Below are 26,643 nucleotides of genomic sequence, written 5' to 3' on the forward strand. Positions count from 1 at the left end.
TTACATGACATTCCGTCCAACCCGTGTGTCAAAAAAATATTGATATATCAACGTTTTGAATGTCCATTCAAAATAAATATGGAGAAAATGCACCACGAATTTGGGACACCTCGTCCAACCCGTGTATCAAAAATGCACCACTCATCTGCACCATTTCGTCCAACCCGTGTAGAAAAAGTTTATAATTGGTAACCAAAAAGCATTAATAAATCAATGTTTACAAGTACTTGATTACAATAGACTTGTACGGAAAAAGTGGTGCATTTTCATGTTTTTTGGTGCATTTTTTCGTCCAACCCGTGTAACAAAAAAATTTCCAACTTTTTTTCAATCCCTTGGGGCTCTAAGCCTTAAGGGGCTTTTTTTTTTTGGTGCATTTCTCTTAGAGAGCGCCCGTTTTGAAATTTCGAGTTTTGTATACTTAATTCAACAAAAAGTTCCATGAGAGAAATGGAAATCGGTGCAATTAATGGTGGCAATAGATTAAGAGAGTTTGCAATAAAGAAGGTGTGAATACATGGGAACGACTATGACAGCAAATTACAAGAGAAGTCCCCTTTCGATTGTTGAAATTATGCAATTTATGACACATAATAACTTACGTTTATACAAGAAAAAGGGATCTCGTCAACCCCTTAACAAAGTGGCTGCTTACGAGCAATCCATAAGTAAAACTCTTTACCGTACAGGGGTTGTATTTGTATCTCCGTCTAAAGCTGATCTTTCCGAAGGAAAAGGATATGTCGTAACTTCTTACGAAACACTCCAGGAAAAGCATCGTAACTTAACCCACTGGACACCTAATATTTATCGGGGTGGTACATATTATAATTTCAAAAAACGTGTTATCAAAGGGCATGAACGAGAAAATCTAAAACAAATCAATGTAATTAGCCTTGATATTGATACGAAGGAAGTCGATTTGTACGCTCTATATCTTGGATGTGAGGAATTAGGATTACCACGTCCTAATCTTCTTCTGGAAACGCCAAGAGGCTTTCAGGTTTTCTTTGTATTGGAAACACCGTTTTTTATACATAAAAACCAAGATTATAAGGCTTTAAGAGTTGCTGAGCGCTTATCTGATAATATTCGAAAAGCACTTAAAACTTATGTACCAGTGGATACTGGATGTGTCCCATTCGGTTTTTATCGTATTCCAAGAGAAGATAATATATTGGATTTTTATGAACAGCCTGCTAATACAAGCGAATTGTTAACGTGGTCTAAACAGTTTGAAGAACAGGAAAATAGGAATTTTCTGCGTGTAATTTACAACAAGAATTCTTCAGTAATCGATCAAACATCGTCAGATTGGTATAGCGCGCTTATTCATGCTACACACATTGAGAAGGGGCATTTTGGTTCCAGTCGTAATAACGCCATAATGACGCTGGCGCTTGCTAATTATGCAAGTGAACGCCCATTTGACGAAGTTTATGATGAACTTGATCAATTTAACAGCAACCTGGATCATCCTTTAAAGAAAAGTGAATTTGATCGGATCCTGAAGAGTGCTTATTCAGGTAAATATAAGGGAGTAAAGCGTTCTTATGTAGAAGGCTTACTTGAGCTATGGACAGATGGACAAGCCCCTTTCAAGGGAAGGGAAGGCTGGTATAAATTTAAAAAACCCCGCGAAGAACGGGTTCGCTCCCATTATAAGGAGTGGGAAAAAGACATCATTGCCTATTTAGATATACATACAAGCCCTGAAACGCCGTTTTTAGAGGGTTCTTTGAGTAGCCTTGCTAAAACCTTTGGAATGTCTGTATCTTCCCTTAAAGAGGTTTTCAAGCAATCTAGTAAGCTTAAAAAACATACGATTGGTCGTGGCCGAGGGGCTGTCACAAAAATAGCCAGCCGTTCTATGCTATTTAAAAACTTGCTATTTTTACGGAAGAAGTACATTCAACATACCCAGATGACATTTGCCGAACTGTTACCCGAATTGAATCAAAATATAGCTGTACTTGAATTCCCTACATTGGAAAGCGCATTATTTACATATGAAGTGGACATTTTATACCGCTCTGGAGCTTCACCACCTATGAAAATGACAAGTTAAAATAATAAGCCAGTCTGCCAATACATATCTATATTCTCCTGTTGCTTTGTTCTTGGCTTTAAAATCTGACTTTAGTAGACATGCAGTTACTTGATTTACTAGCTATTTTTATATGCTTATGTCTTATCTGAATGGATTATGGAAATATTAAGCTATACGTTAAGTTTGGGTCTTAAAGGAGTTTGGATAGCGTGTTTATATGCCTGTTAGGGGAATACAATAAACTTCGTGTTTTAATTTCGATATTCAATCTCGATAATATAAAAGGTTTTGTATGAAGATGAGTGTGATTATTAAAAACTAGCGTAGGGGTAAACTAAGGACTTTGAAGGAGCAAGGAATTTGTATTTTTTAATTATTAATTATGCATAATTAATTCATTTACTATTTGATGAAACTTGCTATGGTGAACCAAATGCAAAGTCGATTATTTTGAATTAAAGTAATAAATTTTTGCTGCTTTAAGGATTAAATAATTTGGATTGTAAATATTTTTTGGTGGGTCTTTATTGGTGTATTTTGGAATGGTAAAAATTTCATAAGTAGGGCAATCCAGGTGGGTATATGGAATTGATTTCCTTTACAATCATTGCCAAACGGGTGTGCGTGTTGTAGACTGAAAACAAGTTAGATTTATTGCAAATATTATAGAAATTAGAGGGAAATAAAAAGTTAATCAATTGATATTTTATTTGCGGTATTAAATCGGTTACCATCCCACTCATATAAAGGCGGATCGGCTCCTGTTTATTTTCGTAACCAGCAGAAGACCTCGCCTATACTACGTAAACATAGCCGAGGTCTTCTGCTACTCAATAAAGGCGGAGCCGATCCTAGGGGATGAGTGGGATGGTTTCTAGATGTTGAGTGGTTGTTGTGGGTTTAGTGAGATGTTTTAGTGAGTGGATGGATTAGTCAGTTCAAGGTCAAAGGATAAGTTCAAGTGAAACAGAAAAGATAAGTTCAAGATCAAGTTCAAGTACAAAAAAAAGAAAATACAAACTGAAAAGGATAAAGAAAAATAAAGATTGTAGTTCAAGAGAAAGTAGTTTTTGATGGTTGTTTAGTTAACATTTTGATGTATAAAATTAATGATTTTTGTATTTTAATGCATTGGAGGTGGTTAATGTTTTAGGGTTAAATAAATGGATAAGTGCTTACTTAAGTGTTCTTGTTATCTTATATGGGATTGTGTTCTGGTTTTCTATGAAATTATTGAAATTGTTTGTATTTTTATTTGCGGTATTATTTTTGTTTTTTATTTATGTAATAGTTTTGTATTTTGGTAAACTGCTAAAAGGGAGAGTGATTCCTCTATTTTCAAGAAAAGGATGATGTATCGATGTTGAAATATACTTCGTTAAAAGAAAAGGATTTAGAGTACCTTACTTTTATTTTGAGAAATGGAATGGTTACAGCTAAGCAGCTCATGTTGAAATTTCAAGAGCCTAATATTCATCGTGTTTATCGTAGGTTAAGAAAATTAGAGGATAAGAAATTTATCAAACATGAAAGGATCGCTCATAAAGTTGGGGTTTACTTGGGGACGATTGATGCGCGTAACTTAACGAATGTAAATGTTACGGTTCCTACAAAGGCGTCGATTTATACGATGCAACATGATCTTCTTTTAACGGATTTGGTTCTCTTTTATGAGTTTCAAGCAAAAAATCAGGGAATTGAATTTAAGTATCGAACAGAAAGGGAAATCCGTCACTCTGTGATTGGGGAGGGGGATAATCAAAGTAAATTAAAGGCTTATAATGCTAAGAGGGACCGAATACCTGATGCGGTTTTCTTTTTTAAGTCAGCAGAAGGAAAGGTTACAACGACATGGGTAGAACTAGAGCTCAATAAAAAAGAACGAAAACGGTATGATGAAAAGTTTAAGTTTTTTGATGAACTTCTTTCAAGTGAGCGATTAGAGGATCAACCTTATTCCTATGATCAAGTTATTTATTTTGCGGACGATGTCAAAATACACAAAGTTATCAATGAAGCGAAGCAACGATTTGTGAATGCTAATAAAATTTCAGTACGTAAAATTCCGTCAGTTATTCTAGAAGAACGATGGGAAGAGGTGATGCCAAATGGATCCATTGATGGATCAGCAGGGGGGAGCGAAACAGACTGAAACGGATCGTTTGATTGGTGAAGTTGTTATTTACGCCTTAATTGGAGCGATTGGGATTTTGTTCTTTCTTCCGGCGGTTCTGGGAATGCTGATCTTTGCAATGTTTCAGTTTTTAAAGCGGGATTGGATTTTCTATGTTGCGCTTGGGTCCGGGTTTATTATCCTGTTTTGGCAATTTCAAACGGGTCATCTACTCACTTATTTTGGTTTAATTTCAGAAATGAATATCCCGTACATGTCAGCGGGTGTTGAAAAACTTTTGAATAACGGAAATGTTATTCCAGCTACGAGTTTCTCTTATTTGATTTTAATGGGGTTAGGATTAATGTTTTCGTTTGGCTTTTTCATCTATGCGAAATTCTTCTGGAAAAAACGAGTGAAGACCAAACAAGGGGAAATCCAGCAGCAAAAGGCAGAACAGAAATATAAGGCTTTTCGGAAACATCGGGTTAAGTTTTTAAATAAAAAGCAAAAGAGTTATCGAAAAAAGCCTTCAAAAGAAGTGTTTGTTGGTTATACAGATTTTAAAGAGCGTGTGAATCTTGATTCAAAGGAACTCAACTATCACATGCTGGCTACTGGCGGTACAGGAACAGGAAAAACGACGTTAATTGGAACCATGATTGAAGCAGCTCTTCAGAATGAAAAGCCTGTTATTTTCGTAGATGGGAAGGGCGAGCGCAAGTCTATGCTTGAATTTAAAGCTTTGTGTGAAGCTTATGGTCGAAAGGTTTATCTGTTTTCTGAAATGGATGATTTAACGTATAACCCTGTTAAAAACGGAACACCGACAGAAACACGAGATAAACTCATGTCACTCTTCAGTTTTTCGAGTGAGGGTGACGGTGCTTATTACACAGATATAGCTTCTCGATATTTACAGTTAGTCGTAAAACTGATTGACGAAGCCGGCGTTTCAAGGGATATTAAAACGATTGCGAAATTAACAAATTTCAAGTCTATGAATCAATTTTTTAAGGAACACAGCATTGAGGAAGAGATCGAAGAAGAGTTTGAAGTTGAAGTAGAAGAAAAAGTGGTTATTAAAAATGAAGTGGCAGCGGCACTGGACGACGATTTAAGTGACTTCATAGGTACAAAAGAGCCAAAGACTGAAACAATCAAAAAAACGGTTATAGAAAAGCGAAAGCGTACCGTTAGGAAACTTGGAGAAGGGATGCAGCGGATTAAGAAAATTTTAGATGATGAGTTTCCAGAAGAGATTGTCGAAGGCTGCTTGACACGTTTGAAAATGCAACTGGGTGAGCTGTTAGAGTCCGACCTTGGCCATCTGTTTGTAGAAAGTGAAAAAGGTATTGATCTTCAAAAGATTACAGATCAGAACGACGTCGTGATTTTCAGTATTTCAGGGAGTCGTTACGCAGATTATATTCGGAAAATTGGGAAAATGATTATCTTGGACGTGAATAGTTTGGTTGCTTATCGACAAGCACAAGGGCGTAAATCGATTCTTGCCATATATGATGAGTTTTCTGCCTATGGTGATCGTCGAATTGTAGATATCGTGAATAAGTCACGATCTGCGGGCTTTGAATGTATCATTTCTACCCAAACTTTGGCTGACATTGACGCAGTTGACCCTGTTATGACAGAGCAAATTATTTCTAACTGTAACATCATTGCCACTGGCCGGGTTAATTCATCTGTAGATGCGGAACGGATCGCACAAGTTTTTGGTACGTATTCGGACCGAGAAATTACGCAGCAGATTGAAAAAAAATACCCTCATTTACGTTTTGAGTCAAACATGGGAACCGTTCGAGATGTGGAGCGTTTCAGAGCGCATCCAAGCGAAATTAAAAACTTACAAATCGGTGAAATTTTCATTAATCGTAAGATGGTGGAAGAAGAGGGAGGAGACACTTATTTCCGTCGTGTGTATGTCCGGAATGCGCTTGATTTAGGAGGGATTGAATGATTAATAAGCTTATTGGAGGCATCAAAGTAAATGCTGATCGTGGGCGCAAGAAGGTCTTGAAAGATGAACGACGACTGAAGTCGTCAACGTTTAATAGTCGGATGGCTTTTACCATTCTATTTTGGGCTGTCGTAATCGGAGTCATCTTTTTCACCTTTCAATCATGGGCTAGGACAGGTTTTTTGAACAATAAGATCAACGGCTATCAGGAAAAAGCGTCTGCACAAATTGCTAGCCTTAATGAAATCGGATTTGCGAATTCACCAGCTGGTGAAGATTATACGAAAACGTTTATCGGTGCTTATATCAACGTACCAAATGATCCAAAGCAGCGGGAGGAACGAGCAAAAGATCTTCAGGGGCTTCTTGCTGAAGGACTAAAGGTGGAGCAATTAGAAGACCTTTCAGCGTTTAAGGGAAAGCGAGTCTTAAAGAGTGCTAGTTTATATGATGTGAAGGATGTAAATGAAGATGCTGCCAGCTATGTTTACCGTGTAAAGTATGAGCTTTTCAAAACGGTTGAGAAAAAACAACAGGTGGAAGTCGAGAAGAAAGATAAAAACGGTAAGGAAAAAACAGTGAAGGAAGAAAAGGTAACAAAACAAGATGAATCACTTGGTGAAAAGGAACAAATGCTTGTCGTTCGAGTGGGTACTGACGGAAATTCCTTTAACGTGATGGAGCAGCCCTATTATCAAGCACTTCCAAGCAACGGTCGATTAACAGCCATTCAAGATCAAACTGACAAATCAAAGAAGAATATAAAGGCCGAAGCTGAACTAAAACAATTTGCTACTCAATTTTTTACTTCGTATACAACCAATTCGATTGATGAAATGTCCTACTTAATGGAACATCCTGAATCTCTTAAAGGACAGTATCAGTATAAAGGATTAGAAGACTTTGTCGTCTATGATGGCGAGAAAGAAGGTCAATACATTATAAAGACCCTTGTTCTATTGCAGGAGGCCAATACAGAGCTTAAAACCAAGCACCCTTTTACTCTTGTTGTGAAAAAGCAAAACAATAAATTTTATGTTGAAGAATTAAAACACACTTTAGGAGGATGATTTAAATGCCAGATATTTCAGGGTTAACACAGTATGTTTCGGGGCAAGTGTCTGCCGTATTATTTATTGTGATGATTGTTATGATCGTTCGAGCGTTCATATCACAACGCTGGGGAATGTTCTTTTCAAGTTTTATTTTCGCCGTTCTCTGCTATGTCATTGTGGCCAATCCTGGAGAATTTGAAAGTATGGCCACTGCGATTTGGAATAAAATCAAGAGCGGTGGTCTTAATTGAGGCCACCAGCCTATAATTTTCGAAAATTCTTCAAGCATCCATTGAAAATTTGGAATATTGGGAAAGGCGATAAAGCCATCGTCTTTTCTAAAGGGATTGAAATTCGCCAAATCATTGTGGCCGTACTTATTTTTGGTTTCCTCTTACTGTTTAGGGGGAGTATTAATCACGTTTTGCCAACAACCCTACAACTTGCCTTTTATGTGGTGCTGCCGTGGATGATTGCAGGGGCCATTTGTAGAAGTAAGCTAGATGGTAAACGGCTAGATCGATTCTTTATTGGGTACTTTCGATATCTTTATAACAAGCGTTTTAGTTATAGCAGTCATAAACCAGTTTATCAGCCACAAATGAAAAAGCCCCAATCGTATGAGAAATTTCAATAAGTGAGGTGGGTTTGATTCTATGTTACAGTTTCCGATTCAGTCTTATAAAGAAAATGTTATTTATACTCAGGATGGAGAAGCCTTCGGCTATTACAAGGTGTTAGAAAACACGGTAGGGATTAATGAACAAGAAGCTGAAAATACACTTGTTCATCATCTCCAAAGGCTTGCCTGGCAATTAGTGCCTTTTGGGGAAATAGATTATAAAATCGTTCCTGTTCCAGTCGATATCGATAAACGTATGGATCGTCTTCAAAAACAGTATGAAGGTAGATATGCTGAAATTGGAAAGTATTATGCTGAACGAGCAAAAGAAATTTTGCGTGAGGAAGCTAAACATGTCGTCGAATACAAGTTCTTTGTAGGCGTTAAATTAAAGCGACAGGAGCTAGACGAAAATATTTTGGGTACATTCGTATCCTCTGTTAAAAGTATGAATCGCTATATCCAAAAACTTGGTGGTTTTAAAGAACATGCGGTGGATGATCTAACAGCAAGAATGTTTGAAGAATCAGAAGATGACGCTTTTAAAGTGCTTAATCAATATTTAACCGTGCAGCGAGTAAAAGAAAGCGAATTGCGTTATATTATTCGGCATCAGTTTGTTAGAGGTCAAGAACAGATTGAAACAGGGGAAAGTGTTTTCAGCCTTACAGAAGGCTTACTCGACCCGGGAAAGGCTGGATACCTTCACATTAAGCAGTTAGATCATGAATCTTGGTGTGCTTTTCTTCCCGTTTCCGATTTCCCTGTTGATTTAAGTTATAAAGAATGGGCGTATTTCTTCCAGTCTTATCATTTTCCAGTAGAAGTCAATATGCGGACCATTTACAAGGGAAAAAAAGAAGATGAAAACAAAACGAACATGATTAAGAAACGCTTTCGAGATCAAGATGCTCAATTGATCGAAGCGAACGAAGATGATGACAGCTTAATTAATTTAGGTCGAGTCCTCTTGCATGAGCTTGAAAATGATATTCGAAACCAAGGCAAACCACTTCTCAGAACTCACATCAATTTTGTCGTCTACGGTAAAACAAAAGAAGAAGTTCGAAAGCGAGCAAAAATGCTTAAATTGGGCTTTAAAGATCAACAAATTGAACTTGTGCAGCCGTTAGCCGATCAACTCTTATTATTCCATCAATCATTGCCAGCTGCGAAGATTGTAGCAGAAGATTGGGAACAAGTCCTTACTCCTGAATCTTTTGGTGAATCTCTCTTTTCACTCACACGAAAAATCGGAAATACCGTTGGATTTTATCTTGGAAAGAACATTTCGCATGAAGGTGAAAGCATTGGGAACTCTCAATCTCTCGTTTTTTATCATCCATTTTTAGCCCAATTGGGCTTAGAGGGTTCTCATTATTCTTCTCCCCATGTGACGATTTCGGGACCAACTGGAATGGGGAAATCCTATTTGCTCAAAGACATTTTGTTAAATGCGATTTTCTTCGGAGCGCAAATTCTCGCAACGGATCCCAAAAATGAAATGGAAAAGAAATTCAAACAAGCTCTTACACCTGAATTGGAGCGTTCCATTCCATTTTTTAAAGAGCTGATTGAAAGCTTTAATTATATTACGTTTTCACCTCATAAAAAGGATGCAGGAAAGCTTGATCCGTTGACGTTCCTTGATGGAGAAGAAGCGTATGACACAGCTGTCGCTGTTTTAGAATACTTATCCGAGCTTCAACCAAGTGAACGAAATATTAAAACCGAGATTTATCAAGCGGTTCGTGAAGTTGTACAGCAAGAAGAGAAACCTGGATTATTGAAGGTTGTAAATCGTTTAATGAAATCAGAAGATCAAGAAGTGATGAAGGTTGGGCACTATCTCTATGAGATTGGCACAAATGGTGTCGCTAAACTCATGTTTTCAGATGGAAATGTTTCAGGAATCAGTCTTTCAGAGCAAGTAAATATTTTGCAGATTCAAAATTTAACGCTTCCTGAAGACGGGGAGAAGCCTGCCACTCGTGATGAACATATTGCCGTTGCTTTAATGATTCCATTAGCAAAATTCGCAACGAAATTTGCCCGGGATGATTCTAAAACCAAAATCACGATTTTTGAAGAGGCATGGATGCTTACGAACACAGGTCAGGGACACAAACTGATTAAAGAGATGTTAAGAACAGGGCGTTCCTTACGATCGGCCGTCTACATTATTACGCAATCGACATTCGACTATAACCGTCCAGACATTAAAGAAAACATCGGTACGAAATTTGCGTTCAAAGCAAAGACGGCTGAAGAAGCAGGAAACATCATTGAGTTTCTTGGACTTGAAGACAATGAAGCGAATCATAAAATGCTGAAAAACCTGAGGGAAGGCCAATGTATCATGGAAGACATGTACGGCCGTACAGCAAAGATTCAAACCGATGTCCTTTTCAATGAATGGGTTAATGCCTTTAATACAAAAGAAAACGACAAAGGAAGAGCAGAAACCGAGGAGGCGTTCATGTGATAAAAAAACTATTAATCTCTCTAATTCTCTTGATTGCACTTTTAGCAGGGTGCAATCAAAGTACATCTGGTACATCTTCTAAAGATATTGCGAAACAAGCTTTTGAATGGGAGAAAGCTCGTTTTGATAGTGATTATGATCGGCAACAAGAACTGATATATAAAGAAGGGTCATATGAAGTAGATAAAACGGCCAAAAAAACTGATTCAGGATTGAAATATGAAGATATCCGTTATGAAATTTATTATGACAAAGAATTGGAACAGTATTATGTCTTTGCTGATTTTAAAAATCCCATTGGTGAAAATTCAGTAAAAGACAATATTCTTTTCCGTAAAAAAGGTGGTGAATGGAAAGTAGACACAAGCAAAAGTTTAGATATTGTCCGGGAGGAAGTTTCAAAAAAGTTTGATCAGGAAGCCTGCATTAACTGTAAATGAGGAGGGATTGAATTTGAAATACCTGAAATGGGGGTTACTCTTTTGTATATTCATGTTGCTTATTCTGCCAACCTCTTCATTAGCGGAAAATGTTTCTCCGACAGTTGAGAAAAAGAAAGAAACCGTTGGGAGGGTGACACTGGAAAGCAAAGAGTACCCTCTCGATCACTATAAATTAGAAGCAGACATTGGCGATGGAATTAAGGAAGCTGGTGACCGTGCTTTGCATGCCATCAATCAAGGGCTATGGGGATTCAATAAAACAATTGCCAATTTTACTCTTTATTCCGTTGATCAGTTGATGTCTTTCGATCTAATTAGTCTCATTGTAAATGAAGCAGGGATGATGAGTGAACGAATTTATAAAATTATCTCGGGTACATTTTTATCCTTGTTTGTGGTGATTGTGGGAGGTACAGCTGCCTATCGATATTTCGTAAATCAACAAGTCGGGCATGCAGTGAAGGCAATTCTTGGTGCTCTCGTGATTATGACTATTACTTTTTGGTTTTATTCTAACGCAACACAGAATATCAAATGGCTAAATGATCGCGGAGCCGAGCTTGAAGGCATTGCCAGTTCTGCAAATGTCCTTGTGACTTCTGACGAATTCGATACCAACGAAGCGTACAGTTCCAAAGAAGGGTTAGCTGTACTTGAAAATCAACTTTTTAATTTGATGATTAAACGTCCGTATTTACTCCTGCATTATGGTTCAACAAAAGAGTCAGAGATTGTTAGCGAAGACCCCAACCGGGTAGATAAACTTTTAGAAATCAAGCCTTACACCGAAGAAGGAAAAGAACAAAGGAAAATTATCATTAAAAATGAAGTGGAAAAATTGGAAAATAAATATATAACACCTGAGTTTAGTGGGGAACGATTTGGTTTTTTACTTGTAACGCTTATATCTACCGTTGCCCTTTCTATTCCTATTTTATTGTTAGGGATTTTTAAATTTTTGCTTCAGGTATGGTTCCTGGCATTAGTCATTTTCACAGGTATTCCACTAGTTCTTGGTTTAATCCCATCTTATAGTGAGACGGCTTTAAATCATTTCAAAAAGATTATTGGTGTGCTTCTTATGAAAGCAGGATTAGTTCTTTTGATTGCTGTTATTACCGGGCTTGTTACTTTGCTTTATGAATCCGTTAAAGTGACAAATGGCGTAGAAGGATATGCGTTCGTTGTTTTCTTAATCGTCATTACCATGTGGGGCCTATTTAAATATCGTTCTGAGATCTTTGAGGTTGCTTCAGCTGGAATGGTTCAAGGACAGCAAACCGTGGAAAGAGCAACATCTCAAGCTTTTAACAAAATGGGAGATTTTCGAGAAAAAACTTTTCGTATGGTGGATAAAGGGTACCAACGCTATCAACAAAATCAACGGCAAAAAAAATCGGATCGACGACAAGAGGGAGCAACAACGGCAACACCAAATGCTGCTTTTACACAAGATACTCCTCAACGTTCTCGACATCGCCAAGCAGGTCAAAACCCATCAGTGGGAAAAGGACAGGAAGCAGCCATTCAAGCTACTGGAAAAAACGGAAAAAGTGCTACTGCTGCAATGGTAACGGGTACAGGTGCTCAATCAGCTTCTCGTAATCCGGGAGCTGCGATTGTTCACTTAGATGATTATAAAAAAGGAAAAGACGACGGTTCTACAAATAAAGTTGCTTCAGGTAATGTTTCACAGCAGCAAGCTACACCAAAATCTGATAAACGAAACGCAGTACCACCTTCACCAAGACAACAAGACCATCCTCCAGTTAATGTTTCGCATCAGGAAGCTACGCCAAAATCTGAAAAAAGAAATGCAGGACCAACCCCACCAAGACAACAAGAGCATTCTTCAAGTCGAAACCCTGTAAATTATTCGGAACAAAGGCAGTCCTTGCCTCACCAACCCATTGACCCAAATAAGCCGATCACAAAATGGGAAGCAGACCAACAAATTAAGGCAAGGAGAGGCGATACTTCTGGAAATGGTGTTCAATCTGCAAAAAGGGATCCTAAGCCTGAAAACGCAAAACCAGAACGGAAAACACAACAGTCTAGTAAAAACCGATGATGTTGGAGATTTGTATTCTGGCGCAATTAAATCAGATTTTATGAACAATCCGTTTGCTGCGTTAGATTAGATTCCCGGAAAGGAGATGGCATGCAAGTAACTTTGAAAAAAGGCGCTAAAGTTGCTGGAACTATCGCAGTGCTGAAAAATCCAATTACTTGGATTGTAGCCGGGATCCTTCTTCTTCTTACATCGATTTTCGGTTTAGCTTTGTTTATCTCTATCAGTTTAGGTGGTGACAGCACCTTTGATTCAGGAATCACAGGAGATGGGGCCGGCGGCACAGCACAGGTATCAGCTGAAGTTTTAAGATATGAGCCTTTGGTTACCGAATACGCTAAAAAGTATGGGGTTGAGCAATATGTGCAGCTATTGCTTGCTAAGATGATGCGGGAAACGGGTGGAAGGCTTCCAGATGTAATGCAATCCTCTGAATCTATCGGACTTCCTCCAAATTCGATTACAGATCCCGAAGAAAGTATTGATGTAGGGGTTAAGTATTTTGCTAAAATCATTAAGAAAGCCAAGGGCGACATAAAGTTGAGTTTACAAAGCTATAATTTTGGCGCAGGATTTATTGATTACGCCAATAAAAGAGGGGGCTATTCAAAAGAGGTAGCGATTGAGTTTTCAAGGATGATGGCAGCTGAAATGGGATGGGATTCATACGGTGATGTTAATTATGTAGACCATGTGCTACGTTATTACAATGCTGAAAATGATAGTGTCGTAGTTAAGGGAGACGGAACACAAATTTTTAATGTTGAAGAAGTTCATAAAATTATGAAACAGTATCTTGGCCGTCCCTATGTGTGGGGAGGTAGAACACCAGCAGCAGGAGGGTTTGATTGTTCCGGTCTCATGGAATATGCCTTTAGACAAGTTGGCATTGATATGACTGGTACGGCGCAAGCTCAATACGACAAAACAAAGCCGGTTCCGGAAGAACAAATAAAACCGGGTGACTTGGTCTTTTTCTCCACATATAAGCCTGGGCCGTCGCATGTTGGCATGTATGTAGGTAACGGAAAATTCATTAATTCCAACGACAACGGTTTAGAATACAGTTCGGTTGAAGAGTGGAAAAAGCAATATCCATTCTTAGGATTTAGAAGAATTCAGTGATGGGGGTGAAGTCTTGGAACTAAATCATAAGAAAAATTATATTTTGCTCATGCTCGTTTTTGTTGCAGCCGTTTTAGTTATCATGTATATTTTCGGCTTACGATCACAGCTGCAGGAAGTAAAAGCGAATCAACGAAATTACGAAAATCAGATCAAAACTTTATCTTCTGTTCAAAATACAGATGCGTTAGAATTAAATCGGAAGTTCCTAGAAAAGTTTTTCACCTATCAAACTACTGCTAAACGATATGAGGAAATAAAACCACTCATGACCGATCAAGGATTTAAAGCGACCCATCCTTCTGGAGCTGAACTGCCTAAGTCTAAACAATCAGTTAGGTCTTCAATGGTTGGATTAAAACCCTTTGAATATCAATCTTCAAAAACTGAAGCTGAATTTTTTAATGAGTTTAAGCTCACAACCGAATTTAACGATGTCTCAAACACAGAAACGGTTATTGTCAAAACATCGCTGATTAATGTTAAAGAGCAGGGTTGGAAAGTAGATGACGTTGAATTCGTCGGTCAATTGACAGGACGATAGAAGGAAGCATTTCAATGAAATAGATTCTCGAAATTTACCTTTGCTTTTAGTTTCCCACTGTTAAGTTAACATAAATTAACTTGCATGAAGGAGAAATGCAAATGAAGTCTAGATTTTTTCAAGGTATATTATTGATCATTTTATGTATTAGCGGTTGGGCTGTTTTCCGTGGTATTGAATCGGTTATTGTCTACTTTCTTCTTTAAATAACTGATTTATTTTCTTATCTATAAGAGATGAGGAACAGGAAAAAAACTTAAAACCCTAGAATTACTGTACCGTGTACTTTTTTTAGGTAGTCGAATATGTCTCATAGGTTCTACTCTATTGAGATTGTAAAGGATGGGTTAGATGAATGATTACCTTTTTCTAGGGGGATATTTAAAATAAAAAGGACCTTTTATGATAGGACTTATTATCGCAATCATCATTTTTAATTTCATCGCTTTTAAATATAATAAAAATTTAACTGCCAACCAAACTATTCATATTTGGCTATTTACAATTATGCTTCAACAGACTTTTGATGTTTTTGTGGATTTAAAATATCATGGCTATTGGTATTTTACAAAAGATGCAGACTTTAAAGGATTGCTTCCACATTTATTTTTACTTCCTCCTGTAAATATGATGTTTCTTAATTGGTTTCCTTTTAAATCCCCAATTACGAAAAAAATTTTTTATATCGTTGTTTTTGTGGTAAGTATTTTAATTTATGAATTAGTAACCTTACTTCCCGAACCTTGGGGTTACTTCCATTATGGCTGGTGGAAATTATGGTATGCAGCTATTATTGATCCGGTACTTTTGCTTATCTTATTAGGTTATTATAAGTGGATATGTAAGGTGGAAAAGAAAATCTGATTAAAAGCAAGAAAAAAGAAATAAATACAAGTTTAAAAATGCCGATTCCAGAAATCGGCTTTTTTAGGCCTAGTCACAGGGGTGCTGCTCTAGTCCATCAGATGACTAAGACTTTTTTCTGAATAACGGTAGGATTTTAAAAAAGGTTTAGCTGCGTCTGCAGCTTTTTTTGTGATTAATCAAAAATCCAATGTAACATAATGGATATTTTGTTACATTGGTGAATTTCAGATCTTTTACTTATTAGGGTCCTACCAACCAAAAGCTCAAAACATACGCTAAGGGGTTGTACAGAAAATGAGGAATTGCTGAACTGGTCCTTTTCTTCAATGCTGTAACTCTTTATCTAGCTAGAGCAAAATCCTTGAAAATGTAAGCGTTTACAAATATGATAAAGATGGTTGGATAACAAGTGGGGTTATCACCGGTGTTAGCGAAGGATGGGGCTGATACCACGGGCGGGAGCTAAATAAAGCTCTTTTTTTATCCTGAAATAAAGTTTCTATCCCCTTGGTTGAAAAAAGTATCAGCTGCATATGCGGCTTTTTTGTGCTCTGAACGAATGTAGCATAATACACGTTTTGTTCATTGGATAATTTTCAAATCTTTTTTGTTAAGCTAAAGGGACAGGTTTGTTTTAAATAAGGATAAATGTAAGAAAATGAAAATAAAGTTAAATTTATCATATAATATTAATAATTCGTTTGCTTACTAGGGAGGTGTTATTTTGATTTGGTTAATTTTACTGACCCCTTTCGTTATCTTGGGTGGGATAGCAGTTTATTTTGATAAAAAATATGGGTCTACCCCACCAGATGAGAGTAAACTGGCTGAGAAGCCAGATGAAGTTATAAACCCGATGCAAAACATGAATCATTATGGACCATTATAAGTACACATTGAACAATGTGAAGAATTGTACTGAAAATAACGAATACTTTAGTTGAGGAAATTATTAGCTGCAGACGCAGCTTTTTTTGTGCCTTGAATGAATGTAACATAATACACGTTTTGTTACATTGGGTAATTTTCAATTTGTGGTCCTACCAACACGGAAAACATAAGATAAGCTAAATCTGGAAACTGTTGTAAAATTTTACCATTATTATTTTTGTTGAGAATGGTAATAAATTGGAATAAGTTATAGGTTAGATGGAAAAACAGGGTGTGAGACTGTAATAGTAGCTATATGAAGTGTTGCAGAAAGGAATATGTAAATGTTAAAGAAAATTTTAGATTGGCAGTGTAACTCATTATTATTTTATGGAATATTTTTCGCCCTTCGTTTGATCTATACAAAAGAAATATATATGCAAATATTCGGATATACAGTTAATACGCTTGTATTACTCATATACACAATTATATTGGTGGGAATACATATATCGATAATCAATAACATTGATACCTTTGTAAAAAATAAAGATGATATTGAGGAGAAATAACATTACATATTTTGCTTCAGTATGGGTTTAATTAGCTTCATTAATTTAGGGAGACGAAATATACTATCCAACTATTTTATACATAGCACGAACTTAAAATGGTGATTATTATTGAAATTATTAAAATACATTTTTCTCACCATCAGTTTTATATGTTGGGCACTCGTAACTTTTGCTGCGTTTCTTATGGAAATTTCCAAGTTGTTTAAATGACACAGAGCCACAAGCAAAGAAAAAGAATTCAAATTCTGAAGGCACTTAAAACTTTCTTAAAACTAAAAGAACATGTTCTATGTATTCTCAAAATGGTTCAATTATTAACTTACATTTAAATAATTGATATTTAAAGTATAGCTGCGTATGCAGCTATTTTTGTACCCCAACTCAATGTAACATAATAGATATCTTGTTACATTGGGTGAATTTCAGATCTTTTGCTTATTAAGCTAAAGATGCAGGTTTATTGATGAACAAGGGCTCAAATTTTGTTGTTAGAACTTTATTATTAAATATTATATATATGGGGGATAATACGAATAAAAATAGCAGAATTTTACATACGCAAAAAAGGGGACAATACGGAGATGAGTGAAGCAATCAATTTACATAGAAGTGCGATTGACATACTGGCGGCGACAAGCCGGACTTTCTTTATTCCTATTAGTTATCTACCGACGGGATTGCAAGAGGTTGTTACATCTGCTTACTTATGCATGAGAGCTATTGACGAGATTGAAGACCATCCTCAACTTCAATTGGAATCCAAACATAATCTTTTAAATTCAATAAGCCTGCTCTTGAAAAAGCCCTTCAATAATCAGGAGTTAATGGCCTTATTTTACGCTTATAACTCCATCTTACCTGAGGTTACCTTGCGATTTAGCGATTGGATAAAGCTTTGTCCACCAACAATTGTAGAAAATATTTCGAATGCAACATCTATTATGGCGAAGGGAATGGCTGACTGGGCTTTAAAACGGTGGAGGATTCGGAATGAAGAAGATTTAGATGAATACACATTCTACGTTGCAGGTTTAGTAGGAGTCATGCTCTCAGATATTTGGAAGTGGTACGATTCTGTTGAAACGGACAAGGATTTAGCTATAGCCTTTGGTCGTGGCTTGCAGTCAGTCAATATTCTTCGAAATCGTGCTGAAGATTTAGAACGTGGTGTTGATTTCTTTCCCGATGGATGGGAGTTAGAAGATATGTTTATGTACGCTCAACGTAACTTAGCATTAGCTGACGTTTATTTGAAGGATATTAAGCCCGGTCCGATCCTTAATTTTTGTGAAATCCCTTTAGCGCTTGCACATGGTACACTTAATGCTTTAAAAGAGGGAAAGGAAAAAATGAGTAGAGCTACCGTAACTGAAATAGTTAGTAGAGTAGTAAATAGAAAATAAGACTTTAAAATTTAAAATACCTTATTGTTTCACTAACAGCGAGTTAGTTAAGAAAAATTAGCTGCATAAGCAGCTTTTTTTGTGCTCTGAAAAAATGTAACATAATGTATATTAAGTTACTTTTGGTTTCCCTAAAATAATGGACTTATTCATTCGTCCTTTATTAGGAACTATTTTGAAAAATAAGTTACATTCATTTTATTGAAAATACTGTTCTTATCTGACGGATTAGAGCAGCACCTCTGTGACTAAGGCCAACTAGCAACAGATTTAAAGTAAACAAAGAAAGGGCCTTCAGGTCCTTTCTTTTACTTTGATAAACCATGGCATTCCCCAATAAGAAATGTTTATATTTTTTAATTGTTTGTTTAAATCCCATTGCTTTGGCTTCTCTATCTCCATAAACCATTCAGCCCCATTTTGTAGCCATTCTTCTCGATAACTTTCTATTGTATACCCTAATTCTTCATCATCAAACCCTGGTTGAAATCCACAGCAAGCACACATAATCCTTATATCTGGAACTCCTGTTTTACTATATAAAGGACCAGGTAAACAGTTATAACCACATACTGAACAAACAAAAAATTTCTTTTTTCTAAAAAACATCTCCCCATCCCCTAAAGAATCCCTAAAATTCCACTGTAATATTTATCCGTTTTTACTAAGAAGTATTGTTATTGACTAATAGAGTTAATTATGAACAAAGTTCTTTATTACCGGCATTTAAATTTACTAGACTTTATTAGTTATCTCCTTTTTATAAATTGAACTTAACAGTAGTTTTCCTCTACGCAATCTTGTTTTTATAGTAGAGATATTTAAGTTTAGTTCACCATGAATATCGATTATGGAATAGCCACGAAAATAATAAAGGTAAAGCACTTCTTTATATATATTGGGGAGTAAATTAAGCATTTCTTTAAGATTTTTACTATCCCCTTGAAAGAGCAGTTCTAATTCGGGTGTTCTCTCTTCAACACCTGATAAAGCTAATTTTTCAGAAAGCAATATTTTATTTTTATAGTTTTTACGTAAATAATCAATACAATGATTTTTTGTTAATTTATAAAGCCAGGTGTTTAAGGAGCACTGTCCTGCAAATTTATCGCGATTATAATAGTATTTCATGAAGACTTCCTGAGTAATATCCTCTGCTAGATAAAAGTCTCTTACATATGATAAGGCATGCTTGTATATTTTCTTTTTATAATTGCAGTATAATTCATCAATTTCATCGATCTTTTGTAACATACCAATATCAATTCCAATCCTTTTCCTATAATTCCCATTATATAGTAAATTTGAACCTGTTACATTATGTATTTAAGTTTTAGCGAATATTCCTTAATGTATATGAAGGCCTTTAGTCTTCAAACACCCATTAAAAGGCTTGATTCTAAGTTGACGGTACCCCTTGTAAAAATTAATACCAAGAACAAAACAATTTTTATGTTGTGTTTTTGGGCTATTTTACCACTTATATTTTTATTGTTGATTGTAAAATGTGAATAAATGGATGTTCTTCTCTAAAGAGAAAGGTAGGATTTAATAAATTCTTTTTTTGAACAGTATGGCAGAGGTAGAAATTCAAAAACTAAAATTGGAAAATAATTGGAATTGAATTGATTTAAGAGGGGGAATTTATCAATAACAAAATATAAAGAGGTGAACTGTATTGAAAAAGATTGTTGTTATGCTTTTTTCTGCTATATTAGTGCTTTCAACAGGTAATTTAATCAGTGCCGAGACCGCTAAACCAAAAGTGATTGTAACCCCTAAGGGTAACAAGGTGAAAGTGAAAAAGGAAATATACGCGACCACCGAAGACATACTTTTAAGATTGATGGAACCTAAGGTAAATAAAATCATCACAGATAAATACGGTAAGCAAATGTCGTGGCGTATTGAAAAAATAAGAGATGTTGCGTTAATCGCTGACCATATTAAAAAGGATTCTGAAGTTTGGTATGATATGAAGATGTTTGTAAAAGTAAACGAAGCGGAAAAAAGTGATTTTCAATCTTATGATGATATTGAAGTAAGGATAGATATTCCTAACATGTTTACACATGACAGGTATAAAAATACTAATTCAGATATGAAAGTTACATTACTTAAGTATGAACAAATGAAGTAAAAGGGATTAAAAAATCAGGGCTTATTTTAGCCCTGATTTCTTAAGGTAACCTAAAACAGTTGTGTCAGACACTCCCAAATGTCTAAATTAATCCTGCTGGGGTAAAGGCTGGAAATTTCTCAATAACAAACAAATTAAAGAGCCTGTGTGTATCAGGCTCAATTTTTATTACCCATTTTTACTTCCTAGGTTTTAGGTACTTATCAATATAAACATCTCCACCAGCAACTAATTTTTTTGTTTCAACATCAAATACTGCACATCTGCCATAGAAATCTTTATCTGTATCCTTAAAGGAATAGAAAAAATAAACCTGTCTGTATGGACTGACTGCCTGATTAAATTTTATTTGTATATCTGGGTAGCTAGTAAGGATGCCATTTCCATCCCAAGTTATATATTTAAATCTTTCCACCTCATGAAACAGTACCTTTTTTCTAAAATTTACTGATGCATCAGGCATGTCTTTAAAGAGGGCAGTATCCATGTTTCCCATTTTATTTTTATGCTTTTTGTAAAACTCATAATGTTTTTTGTAAAATTCCTGATGAACTGGGTAACTCCTTTTCCTTAGTGCCTCATAAAATTGATCCACAGTTTCAGTAAATACTTTTTCTTTATTGGCAGGATAAAGATATTCACCTTTAGTTGAATCAGTTGACTTGTTGGTGTCTGCAAATACATTGTTTCCTGTTAAAAACAAGAAGAAAACTGTAATAATTATTACTTTTCCATGTTGTTTCATCATTACCCATTTTACCTCCCAGTATTAACCTACCTCATAGATTTAGGTTTTCCTTAAATAAAATGCTTTACTAGGAGCAGTGAATATTTTGGCTTGATGTTATTGAAATTGTTTGTATTTATTTTTATTATAGGATCACTAACTCTTCCCTTTAAAATCTTTAAAATTAGTGAACTTAAGAAGAACATTGTTTATTTATGCCTTATTGCATTTTTATGCTTTGTTATTTTAACAGACACAACTGAAAATGTTAATCACAAGTTACCCATTTTTATGGGGTTGTTTCTAGCAGCTACTGGATTAGTAAGGAAACTAAAACAAAGGAAATAATGGATAAGCCAAATGTGGAGGAATAATTTTGCAAAAATTTAAAGAATTTTATTGGGATATTTTATATAGGCTGTTTGGAATTAAATCTAAAAAAGCAGGATGGACATCATTTTCCCCCTTGAAAATTGTACCTGAATATACAGTTGACTTGGAAAAAGGTCAAGTTACAGGAGTAGTAAAATATAATAAAAAGGCATATATGACTGTTATTATTGATGTTCCTAATGATAAAACTGTAGTAAATGGTAGTCTTAGAAGAATTCACAAACATACTAAACCTTTTAAAAAGCACAATTACATTCAAATTATTAAAGATGAGGCAGAGTTTTATATTGAAAATAAAATAGCCAATCCAAAAGAATATTATGATGATTTTTTTTCTTAATAGGAAAGTAATTAAAGGTGGTTTAAGCTATGGAGAGATTGGAAGAACTTCTCCCATGAGATAAGCATGACTCCAAAAGAGTTGCTCAATTAAAATATTTAGATAGAAATGAAGTTATCCCTTTACTACCTGAATTATTGACTTGGATTCAGGATATCAACTGGCCTATAGCAACTGATGTTGCAGAATTATTGTTAAGCTATCCAAATGAGATTTCACCATATATCAAAAAGGTATTTTCAACTAATGATGATATATGGAAATATTGGTGTCTAGAATCTTTAATTAAAAGAATGCCTCTAGAAATAAGGTTGGCATTTAAAGAAGATTTAGTTAGAATGGCAGACAAACCAACTGTGGGTGAAAAGAAAGAGGAAGTTGATGTACTGGCAATGGAAATATTAAACCTTAAAAGGTAGGTGCATTGAAATTATGACTCAGTATATTTATATAGCATCACCATTAAGATTACCTAAAGGTTCATTTGGATCAACCCCAATCTCTCCTGAACAACCTAATATCTTTAAAGATGAGTATGATTTTGCTGAGTTGTATTTTGAAAATAATTATGATAGTGAAACAAAAAGAAAATTTTCTTACAGTCCACACTTTTCATTTAAATATCAAGTTGCTGTCATGTCTTATCATATTCCTTTAAAGCATTGGGAAAAAGGTGTTTTTGATAAATTAAATTTGAGCCACTTTTATACGATTTGATCACATAAAAAATGAGCCACATGATTTCCAATTTTATTAACCTCTCTTATGATAGGAAGTGACCAAACTTACTTCATATGAGAGGACAAAAAAGGATGATCGAAATGGCTCAATTTCATAATATCAAATTCTTAAAAGAGGTTGAAGGGTTATCTCAAAGGCAAATTGCCACAAAGCTTGGAATTTCCCGTAATACCGTAAGTAAATATCTTAAAGAGAATTCAGCGCCGACCACTGTTTTGCGAAAAACAGTCTACGGGACAAAAGAGTATTCTCCAGAAACAAAGCGTGTCATTCCAATCATAGACCGATGGCTAGAAGATGACCTAAAGCACTGGAAAAAACAAAAGCATACTGCCATTAAAATATATAAGAGATTAGTAGATGAATATGATTTTAAAGGATCTGCCTCCAACATCCGTAAAATCGTAGCCAAACGCAGACAACAAATTCAGGAAGTCTTTATTCCTCTTGATTTTCAACTCGGCCACCAATTCCAATTCGACTGGGGAGAGGCGGATATTATTCTACAGGGTCGAACTCTACGTATTTACCTCTTCTGCGTTCAGCTTTCAGCTAGCCGTATGCGGTTTGTAAGAGCGTATCACCATGAAAAACAGGAAGCATTCCTAGATGGTTTTGTTCATGCGTTTGAGTTTTTAGGCGGAGTTCCAACAGAGGGTCTACTTGATAATCTCAAAACAGCTGTACAAAAAATTCTACAGGGAAGGGATCGGCTTGAACAGGAGTCATTCATAGGCCTCCAAGCACATTATGTGTTTAAAGCAGAATTCTGTAATCCTGCAAGTGGTAACGAAAAAGGGCGAGTCGAAGGCACAGTTGGTTATGTGAGAAGGAATGCCTTGGTACCTTTACCTGAAGTTCAATCAGTAAGCGAGCTAAATGACTATCTCTTGGATTGGTGTTTAAGAGAGGCCGGAAGGACTCATGTCCCAAATAAATCAGAGACCGTCTTAGAAATGTGGGAGAAAGAAAAAGATTATCTTCATCCCCTTCCAACGAACCGGTTTGAAGCTTGTAAGCTTTTATCATGCAAGGTTAATAAAACATCCCTTATTACAGTGGAAACCAATCGATATTCTGTACCCTGTAGCTATGTGGGTCAAGCTGTATGGGCAAAAATTTTTGTCGACCGTGTAATCGTAGTGGCTCAAAACCATGTGATCGCAGAACACACGCGCTCCTATGAACGCAATCAGATGATTACGGTTCTTGATCATTATCTCGAGGTGTTGCTTAAAAAGCCAAGGGCAATCCGTGACGCTCATGCATTCCAATCAACAGAAATCCCTGATGTATTCAAACGATTTCATTTAAAAATGCGCGAGCAGGAAGCATCTGTAGGTGATCGAAAGTTCATACGACTTCTCCTCCTCCATCGTGATATTGGTATGGATAATTTAACAAAGGCATTATTGGAAGCAGAGAAAACGCAAGTTTTCCGATATGAGAAAGTCCATGAAATCATACAAATGCTTACAAACCAACTCATACCAATAAGTACTCTTTCTGCGGACAAAACTCCTATTAATCTTCTTGATTACAAAGTGAACAAGTCCAATATAGAGCAGTATGGTCAATTAACAGGAGGCGCGAGGAAATGACAACAGAACTACTTTTAGACCACTTAACTAAACAACTACGGATACCGACGATTGCAGCACAATATGGTTCTCTCGCAAGAGAGGCTGAGGAGCGTAACTTAAGCTATGAAGAATTTCTATTGGCTTTACTAGAAGCAGAATCAGAGTCTAGAGAAGAAAATCAAAGGCAAAGAAGGCTGAAACAAGCTGCTTTTCCTGTCCAGAAAACACTAGATAGCTATGATTTTAGTTTGATGCCAAGTCTGAATAGAAACCGTTTCCTGACTCTATCAAAAGGAGATTTTGTGGAGAAGAAGGAAAACATAATATTTTTAGGGAACAGTGGGACCGGAAAGTCACATCTAGCGACGGGCCTCGGCATTGAAATGATTAAAAATGGCTATAAAGTTAAGTTTATTACAGCTGCGGAATTAGTTGAAGAACTCCTTTTGGCAAATGAAGAACATAAACTAGGTGCATTGGAGAAAAGGTGGCTCAAATTTGATTTAATCATCATAGATGAACTTGGCTACGTGCCATTCTCGAAAATTGGGTCTGAGCTATTATTCCAATTCTTTGCCGGTCGTTACGAACGAGCTAGCGTTATGATAACTACGAATCTAGAATTTACTGAATGGACCTCTATATTTGGAGATGAAAAAATGACCGCAGCCCTCTTAGACCGACTAACTCATAGGGCACATATCCTCCTCCTCAATGGAGAATCATATCGATTTAGACAAAGTATGAAACAAAGGGACGAGGGAGACCAGTAGGCCAGGAGCGCGAGGAGTTTAGGGGATTTTGCCCCTCGGGGCAAAATCCCCTAAACTCCCAATCCTCCCCCCAATATGGAAATAATCCAGAATGATGTGGCTCACTTTTGAAGTGATCACTATGGCTCAAATTAATATTGACAAATACAAAAGGGGATGCTTTAGAGAGAAAGTGTTTAAATATACTGTATTCTTATCTAGAAGATGTAATACAAGCTAGTGGGGTTTTAGAGTATTATACTTCTTTAAGTGGTAAAGAACATGGGCATATTTCAAATAAGAGACAAATTAGTTGGGGTGAAATAAAAACGCCATATGACCTAGTACTAGATGACATGGAGTTTTGGACTCTTACATTGTAGGTTTTCAAATTCTTTGGCTGACTATAACTATTTTAAGGAGCAAAGAATTTGGGGCTTAAGACCTTGCCCCCTTCGGGCAATCCCCCGCGTTAAGGGAACCGTTCCCTTAACAATCTGCGCCAAGGGCAACGCCCCTGGACGGTGCCCCCAAAACGTGGTTTTGGGGGATTCAAGAGCTTGTGGTCCGTTATCATGTGACTCTTTATGGTCAATGGCACGTAACGCAAGCGTTACTAAAGACCGCACGCTATAGGCGTGCTAGAAAAAAATTTCAAAACGCCTTAAGGCTAAAATTTTTTTCTTCTTTACCGTTGACTTCAGCAGTTTAGTGGATTGCCAGGTTTAACCCCCTCCATGTTTATGAGTGGAATAGAAGCAAGTGATTACCCCGATTCTTGTTCAAATTAATTAAACCTTAGATGTTTTAAAATGGATAAATCTTTATTGAAAGCTTGAAAAATCAATATTTCTATTGAATAATTAGTGTCTAAATGGTATAATATAAGTATAGAAAGGAGGTGGAAAACACCAAAGGATCAGCTAACCAAATTGAAAGAGTTGGCATTAGTAACATATAAAATCACAAGCACAAAGGGGTTTTTTTAATGGAATTAGAATCAATTTTTGAAGTCGTTAGAATTAAACAAGAAATCAAAGAATCGTCAGCACCCTTTGAAATGTACAGAATCCGTTGCCCGGAAGATGCTCAAGAACTAGCTGCTTCCCATATTGCAGATGAAGATAGGGAAGTGCTTCTTGTGATGATGCTTAATACGAAAAATCAGGTTGTGGGGTTGCACAGGGCTCATGTTGGAAGCTTAAATGCAAGCGTAGTCCATCCGAGAGAGGTGTTGAAATGCGCTATTCTTAACAATGCTGCTTCTATTATTGTCAGTCATCAGCATCCGAGTGGAGACCCAACACCGAGCAGAGAAGATATAGATATTACCAAGCGTCTTGCAGAGGCGGGGAAAATTTTAGGCATTGAACTTCTTGACCATGTGATTGTTACCTATACCGGAAATCATGTCAGCCTAAAAGAAAAAGGCTATCTATAAAACTGAAAATCAAAAGGGGGAATTCTCCCTTTTGATTAGTGTCCAGATAGTATAATAAATAGTTAAAGAGTAAAAGAAAAATTGTAGGAGGAAAGTTAAATGACAAATAGCGTTTATGAAATCGTAACAAACAAGATTATTGAGAAACTAGAACAGGGAGTAGTTCCTTGGCAAAAGTTAAACAGACTATATTTAGAAGAGAATACTTTGTCCAATTTGATGGCATATATCCTCTTTTTTAATACATATTGGAATCTATAACCAGATGTTGAAATGATAGTCTAATATGTATATAAAGATTAAGGAACATATGTTTTTTTGTTGG

At 36.1% G+C, this 26,643-nt stretch carries 23 protein-coding genes and 2 pseudogenes; 22 read left to right on the forward strand and 3 right to left on the reverse strand.

Going from position 1 to position 26,643, the window contains the following annotated elements:
- Positions 1-517: 517 nt before the first annotated feature.
- From E2K98_RS24895 to E2K98_RS24955, 14 genes are all read left to right on the forward strand, one after another.
- Positions 518-2,068 carry a primase C-terminal domain-containing protein gene (locus E2K98_RS24895; RefSeq protein WP_133339001.1) on the forward strand — a complete coding sequence of 517 codons (1,551 nt, stop codon included), beginning with the start codon at positions 518-520 and terminating at the stop codon, positions 2,066-2,068.
- Between the two features lie 1,342 nt (positions 2,069-3,410).
- Positions 3,411-4,202, forward strand: a complete 792-nt coding sequence (locus tag E2K98_RS24900) for a hypothetical protein (protein ID WP_133339003.1) — start codon at positions 3,411-3,413, stop codon at positions 4,200-4,202.
- Positions 4,159-6,141 carry a TraM recognition domain-containing protein gene (locus E2K98_RS24905; RefSeq protein WP_133339005.1) on the forward strand — a complete coding sequence of 661 codons (1,983 nt, stop codon included), beginning with the start codon at positions 4,159-4,161 and terminating at the stop codon, positions 6,139-6,141. Before E2K98_RS24900 ends, E2K98_RS24905 begins: the two co-directional genes overlap by 44 nt.
- Positions 6,138-7,211 carry a conjugal transfer protein gene (locus tag E2K98_RS24910; RefSeq protein ID WP_133339007.1) on the forward strand — a complete coding sequence of 358 codons (1,074 nt, stop codon included), beginning with the start codon at positions 6,138-6,140 and terminating at the stop codon, positions 7,209-7,211. Before E2K98_RS24905 ends, E2K98_RS24910 begins: the two co-directional genes overlap by 4 nt.
- Before the next feature lie 5 nt (positions 7,212-7,216).
- Positions 7,217-7,447 carry a TcpD family membrane protein gene (locus E2K98_RS24915; protein WP_133339009.1) on the forward strand — a complete coding sequence of 77 codons (231 nt, stop codon included), beginning with the start codon at positions 7,217-7,219 and terminating at the stop codon, positions 7,445-7,447.
- Positions 7,444-7,833, forward strand: a complete 390-nt coding sequence (locus E2K98_RS24920; protein ID WP_133339010.1) for a TcpE family conjugal transfer membrane protein — start codon at positions 7,444-7,446, stop codon at positions 7,831-7,833. The genes E2K98_RS24915 and E2K98_RS24920 overlap by 4 nt, the downstream gene beginning before the upstream one ends.
- 19 nt (positions 7,834-7,852) lie before the next feature.
- Positions 7,853-10,303, forward strand: coding sequence for an ATP-binding protein (locus E2K98_RS32540; protein WP_133339012.1), 2,451 nt, complete (start codon positions 7,853-7,855; stop codon positions 10,301-10,303).
- Entirely contained in the window at positions 10,300-10,743 is a 444-nt protein-coding gene (locus tag E2K98_RS24930) for a hypothetical protein (protein WP_133339014.1), read from the forward strand. The genes E2K98_RS32540 and E2K98_RS24930 overlap by 4 nt, the downstream gene beginning before the upstream one ends.
- A 13-nt stretch (positions 10,744-10,756) precedes the next feature.
- Entirely contained in the window at positions 10,757-12,817 is a 2,061-nt protein-coding gene (locus tag E2K98_RS24935; RefSeq protein ID WP_133339016.1) for a CD3337/EF1877 family mobilome membrane protein, read from the forward strand.
- A gap of 90 nt (positions 12,818-12,907) precedes the next feature.
- Positions 12,908-13,942 (forward strand): bifunctional lytic transglycosylase/C40 family peptidase, encoded by a 1,035-nt coding sequence (locus E2K98_RS24940; protein ID WP_133339018.1) that lies wholly within the window; start codon positions 12,908-12,910, stop codon positions 13,940-13,942.
- Between the two features lie 13 nt (positions 13,943-13,955).
- Positions 13,956-14,486: a hypothetical protein gene (locus E2K98_RS24945; RefSeq protein ID WP_133339020.1), complete on the forward strand. Its 531-nt coding sequence runs from the start codon at positions 13,956-13,958 to the stop codon at positions 14,484-14,486.
- A gap of 402 nt (positions 14,487-14,888) precedes the next feature.
- Entirely contained in the window at positions 14,889-15,350 is a 462-nt protein-coding gene (locus E2K98_RS24950; RefSeq protein WP_133339022.1) for a hypothetical protein, read from the forward strand.
- A 727-nt stretch (positions 15,351-16,077) separates the two neighbouring features.
- The gene (locus E2K98_RS31210; RefSeq protein ID WP_165976380.1) at positions 16,078-16,242 is read left to right on the forward strand and encodes a hypothetical protein; all 165 of its coding nucleotides are present in this window, start codon (positions 16,078-16,080) and stop codon (positions 16,240-16,242) included.
- A gap of 1,137 nt (positions 16,243-17,379) precedes the next feature.
- Positions 17,380-18,201, forward strand: coding sequence for a squalene/phytoene synthase family protein (locus tag E2K98_RS24955; protein WP_133339024.1), 822 nt, complete (start codon positions 17,380-17,382; stop codon positions 18,199-18,201).
- A gap of 294 nt (positions 18,202-18,495) precedes the next feature.
- Here the strand turns inward: E2K98_RS24955 and E2K98_RS24960 are convergent, their stop codons facing one another.
- A complete protein-coding gene (locus E2K98_RS24960) occupies positions 18,496-18,810 on the reverse strand; it encodes a hypothetical protein (RefSeq protein ID WP_133339026.1) in 315 nt (104 codons plus the stop codon).
- 126 nt (positions 18,811-18,936) lie between these two features.
- Positions 18,937-19,455: an RNA polymerase sigma factor gene (locus tag E2K98_RS24965; RefSeq protein ID WP_133339028.1), complete on the reverse strand. Its 519-nt coding sequence runs from the start codon at positions 19,453-19,455 to the stop codon at positions 18,937-18,939.
- Positions 19,456-19,879: 424 nt separating this feature from the next.
- On the opposite strand from E2K98_RS24965, the gene E2K98_RS24970 reads away from it, so the two are divergent.
- Positions 19,880-20,341 carry a DUF3888 domain-containing protein gene (locus tag E2K98_RS24970; protein ID WP_133339030.1) on the forward strand — a complete coding sequence of 154 codons (462 nt, stop codon included), beginning with the start codon at positions 19,880-19,882 and terminating at the stop codon, positions 20,339-20,341.
- A gap of 178 nt (positions 20,342-20,519) precedes the next feature.
- Here E2K98_RS24970 and E2K98_RS24975 read toward each other — a convergent pair whose 3' ends face one another.
- A complete protein-coding gene (locus tag E2K98_RS24975) occupies positions 20,520-21,089 on the reverse strand; it encodes a hypothetical protein (protein ID WP_133339032.1) in 570 nt (189 codons plus the stop codon).
- A gap of 355 nt (positions 21,090-21,444) precedes the next feature.
- Here E2K98_RS24975 and E2K98_RS24980 point away from each other — a divergent pair, with 355 nt between their 5' ends.
- The 7 genes and pseudogenes from E2K98_RS24980 to E2K98_RS31480 all read left to right on the forward strand — a co-directional run bounded on the left by E2K98_RS24980 (position 21,445) and on the right by E2K98_RS31480 (position 26,579).
- Positions 21,445-21,801 carry a hypothetical protein gene (locus E2K98_RS24980; RefSeq protein ID WP_235824930.1) on the forward strand — a complete coding sequence of 119 codons (357 nt, stop codon included), beginning with the start codon at positions 21,445-21,447 and terminating at the stop codon, positions 21,799-21,801.
- Positions 21,802-21,872: 71 nt separating this feature from the next.
- Positions 21,873-22,220, forward strand: a pseudogene (locus tag E2K98_RS24985) (DUF5071 domain-containing protein); the annotation flags it as partial.
- 13 nt (positions 22,221-22,233) lie between these two features.
- Positions 22,234-22,518, forward strand: coding sequence for a hypothetical protein (locus E2K98_RS24990; RefSeq protein WP_133339036.1), 285 nt, complete (start codon positions 22,234-22,236; stop codon positions 22,516-22,518).
- Positions 22,519-22,622: 104 nt separating this feature from the next.
- Positions 22,623-24,143, forward strand: a complete 1,521-nt coding sequence (gene istA, locus E2K98_RS24995) for an IS21 family transposase (protein ID WP_235824931.1) — start codon at positions 22,623-22,625, stop codon at positions 24,141-24,143.
- The gene (gene istB / locus E2K98_RS25000; protein ID WP_133339040.1) at positions 24,140-24,898 is read left to right on the forward strand and encodes an IS21-like element helper ATPase IstB; all 759 of its coding nucleotides are present in this window, start codon (positions 24,140-24,142) and stop codon (positions 24,896-24,898) included. The genes istA and istB overlap by 4 nt, the downstream gene beginning before the upstream one ends.
- Before the next feature lie 964 nt (positions 24,899-25,862).
- A pseudogene (locus E2K98_RS25005) lies at positions 25,863-26,318 on the forward strand (JAB domain-containing protein); the annotation flags it as partial.
- 99 nt (positions 26,319-26,417) lie between these two features.
- Positions 26,418-26,579 carry an ArdC-like ssDNA-binding domain-containing protein gene (locus tag E2K98_RS31480; RefSeq protein WP_208025419.1) on the forward strand — a complete coding sequence of 54 codons (162 nt, stop codon included), beginning with the start codon at positions 26,418-26,420 and terminating at the stop codon, positions 26,577-26,579.
- Positions 26,580-26,643 lie beyond the last annotated feature (64 nt).

Source organism: Bacillus salipaludis, from assembly GCF_004358205.1.

Coding starts and splice junctions, on each gene's coding strand:
- E2K98_RS24895 (WP_133339001.1), top strand. CDS start 518: ATGGGAACGACTATGACAGCAAATTACAAGAGAAGTCCCCTTTCGATT.
- E2K98_RS24900 (WP_133339003.1), top strand. CDS start 3,411: ATGTTGAAATATACTTCGTTAAAAGAAAAGGATTTAGAGTACCTTACT.
- E2K98_RS24905 (WP_133339005.1), top strand. CDS start 4,159: ATGGATCCATTGATGGATCAGCAGGGGGGAGCGAAACAGACTGAAACG.
- E2K98_RS24910 (WP_133339007.1), top strand. CDS start 6,138: ATGATTAATAAGCTTATTGGAGGCATCAAAGTAAATGCTGATCGTGGG.
- E2K98_RS24915 (WP_133339009.1), top strand. CDS start 7,217: ATGCCAGATATTTCAGGGTTAACACAGTATGTTTCGGGGCAAGTGTCT.
- E2K98_RS32540 (WP_133339012.1), top strand. CDS start 7,853: ATGTTACAGTTTCCGATTCAGTCTTATAAAGAAAATGTTATTTATACT.
- E2K98_RS24940 (WP_133339018.1), top strand. CDS start 12,908: ATGCAAGTAACTTTGAAAAAAGGCGCTAAAGTTGCTGGAACTATCGCA.
- E2K98_RS24950 (WP_133339022.1), top strand. CDS start 14,889: ATGATAGGACTTATTATCGCAATCATCATTTTTAATTTCATCGCTTTT.
- E2K98_RS24955 (WP_133339024.1), top strand. CDS start 17,380: ATGAGTGAAGCAATCAATTTACATAGAAGTGCGATTGACATACTGGCG.
- E2K98_RS24960 (WP_133339026.1), bottom strand. CDS start 18,810: ATGTTTTTTAGAAAAAAGAAATTTTTTGTTTGTTCAGTATGTGGTTAT.
- E2K98_RS24965 (WP_133339028.1), bottom strand. CDS start 19,455: ATGTTACAAAAGATCGATGAAATTGATGAATTATACTGCAATTATAAA.
- E2K98_RS24975 (WP_133339032.1), bottom strand. CDS start 21,089: ATGATGAAACAACATGGAAAAGTAATAATTATTACAGTTTTCTTCTTG.
- E2K98_RS24990 (WP_133339036.1), top strand. CDS start 22,234: ATGACTCAGTATATTTATATAGCATCACCATTAAGATTACCTAAAGGT.
- istA (WP_235824931.1), top strand. CDS start 22,623: ATGGCTCAATTTCATAATATCAAATTCTTAAAAGAGGTTGAAGGGTTA.
- istB (WP_133339040.1), top strand. CDS start 24,140: ATGACAACAGAACTACTTTTAGACCACTTAACTAAACAACTACGGATA.
- E2K98_RS31480 (WP_208025419.1), top strand. CDS start 26,418: ATGACAAATAGCGTTTATGAAATCGTAACAAACAAGATTATTGAGAAA.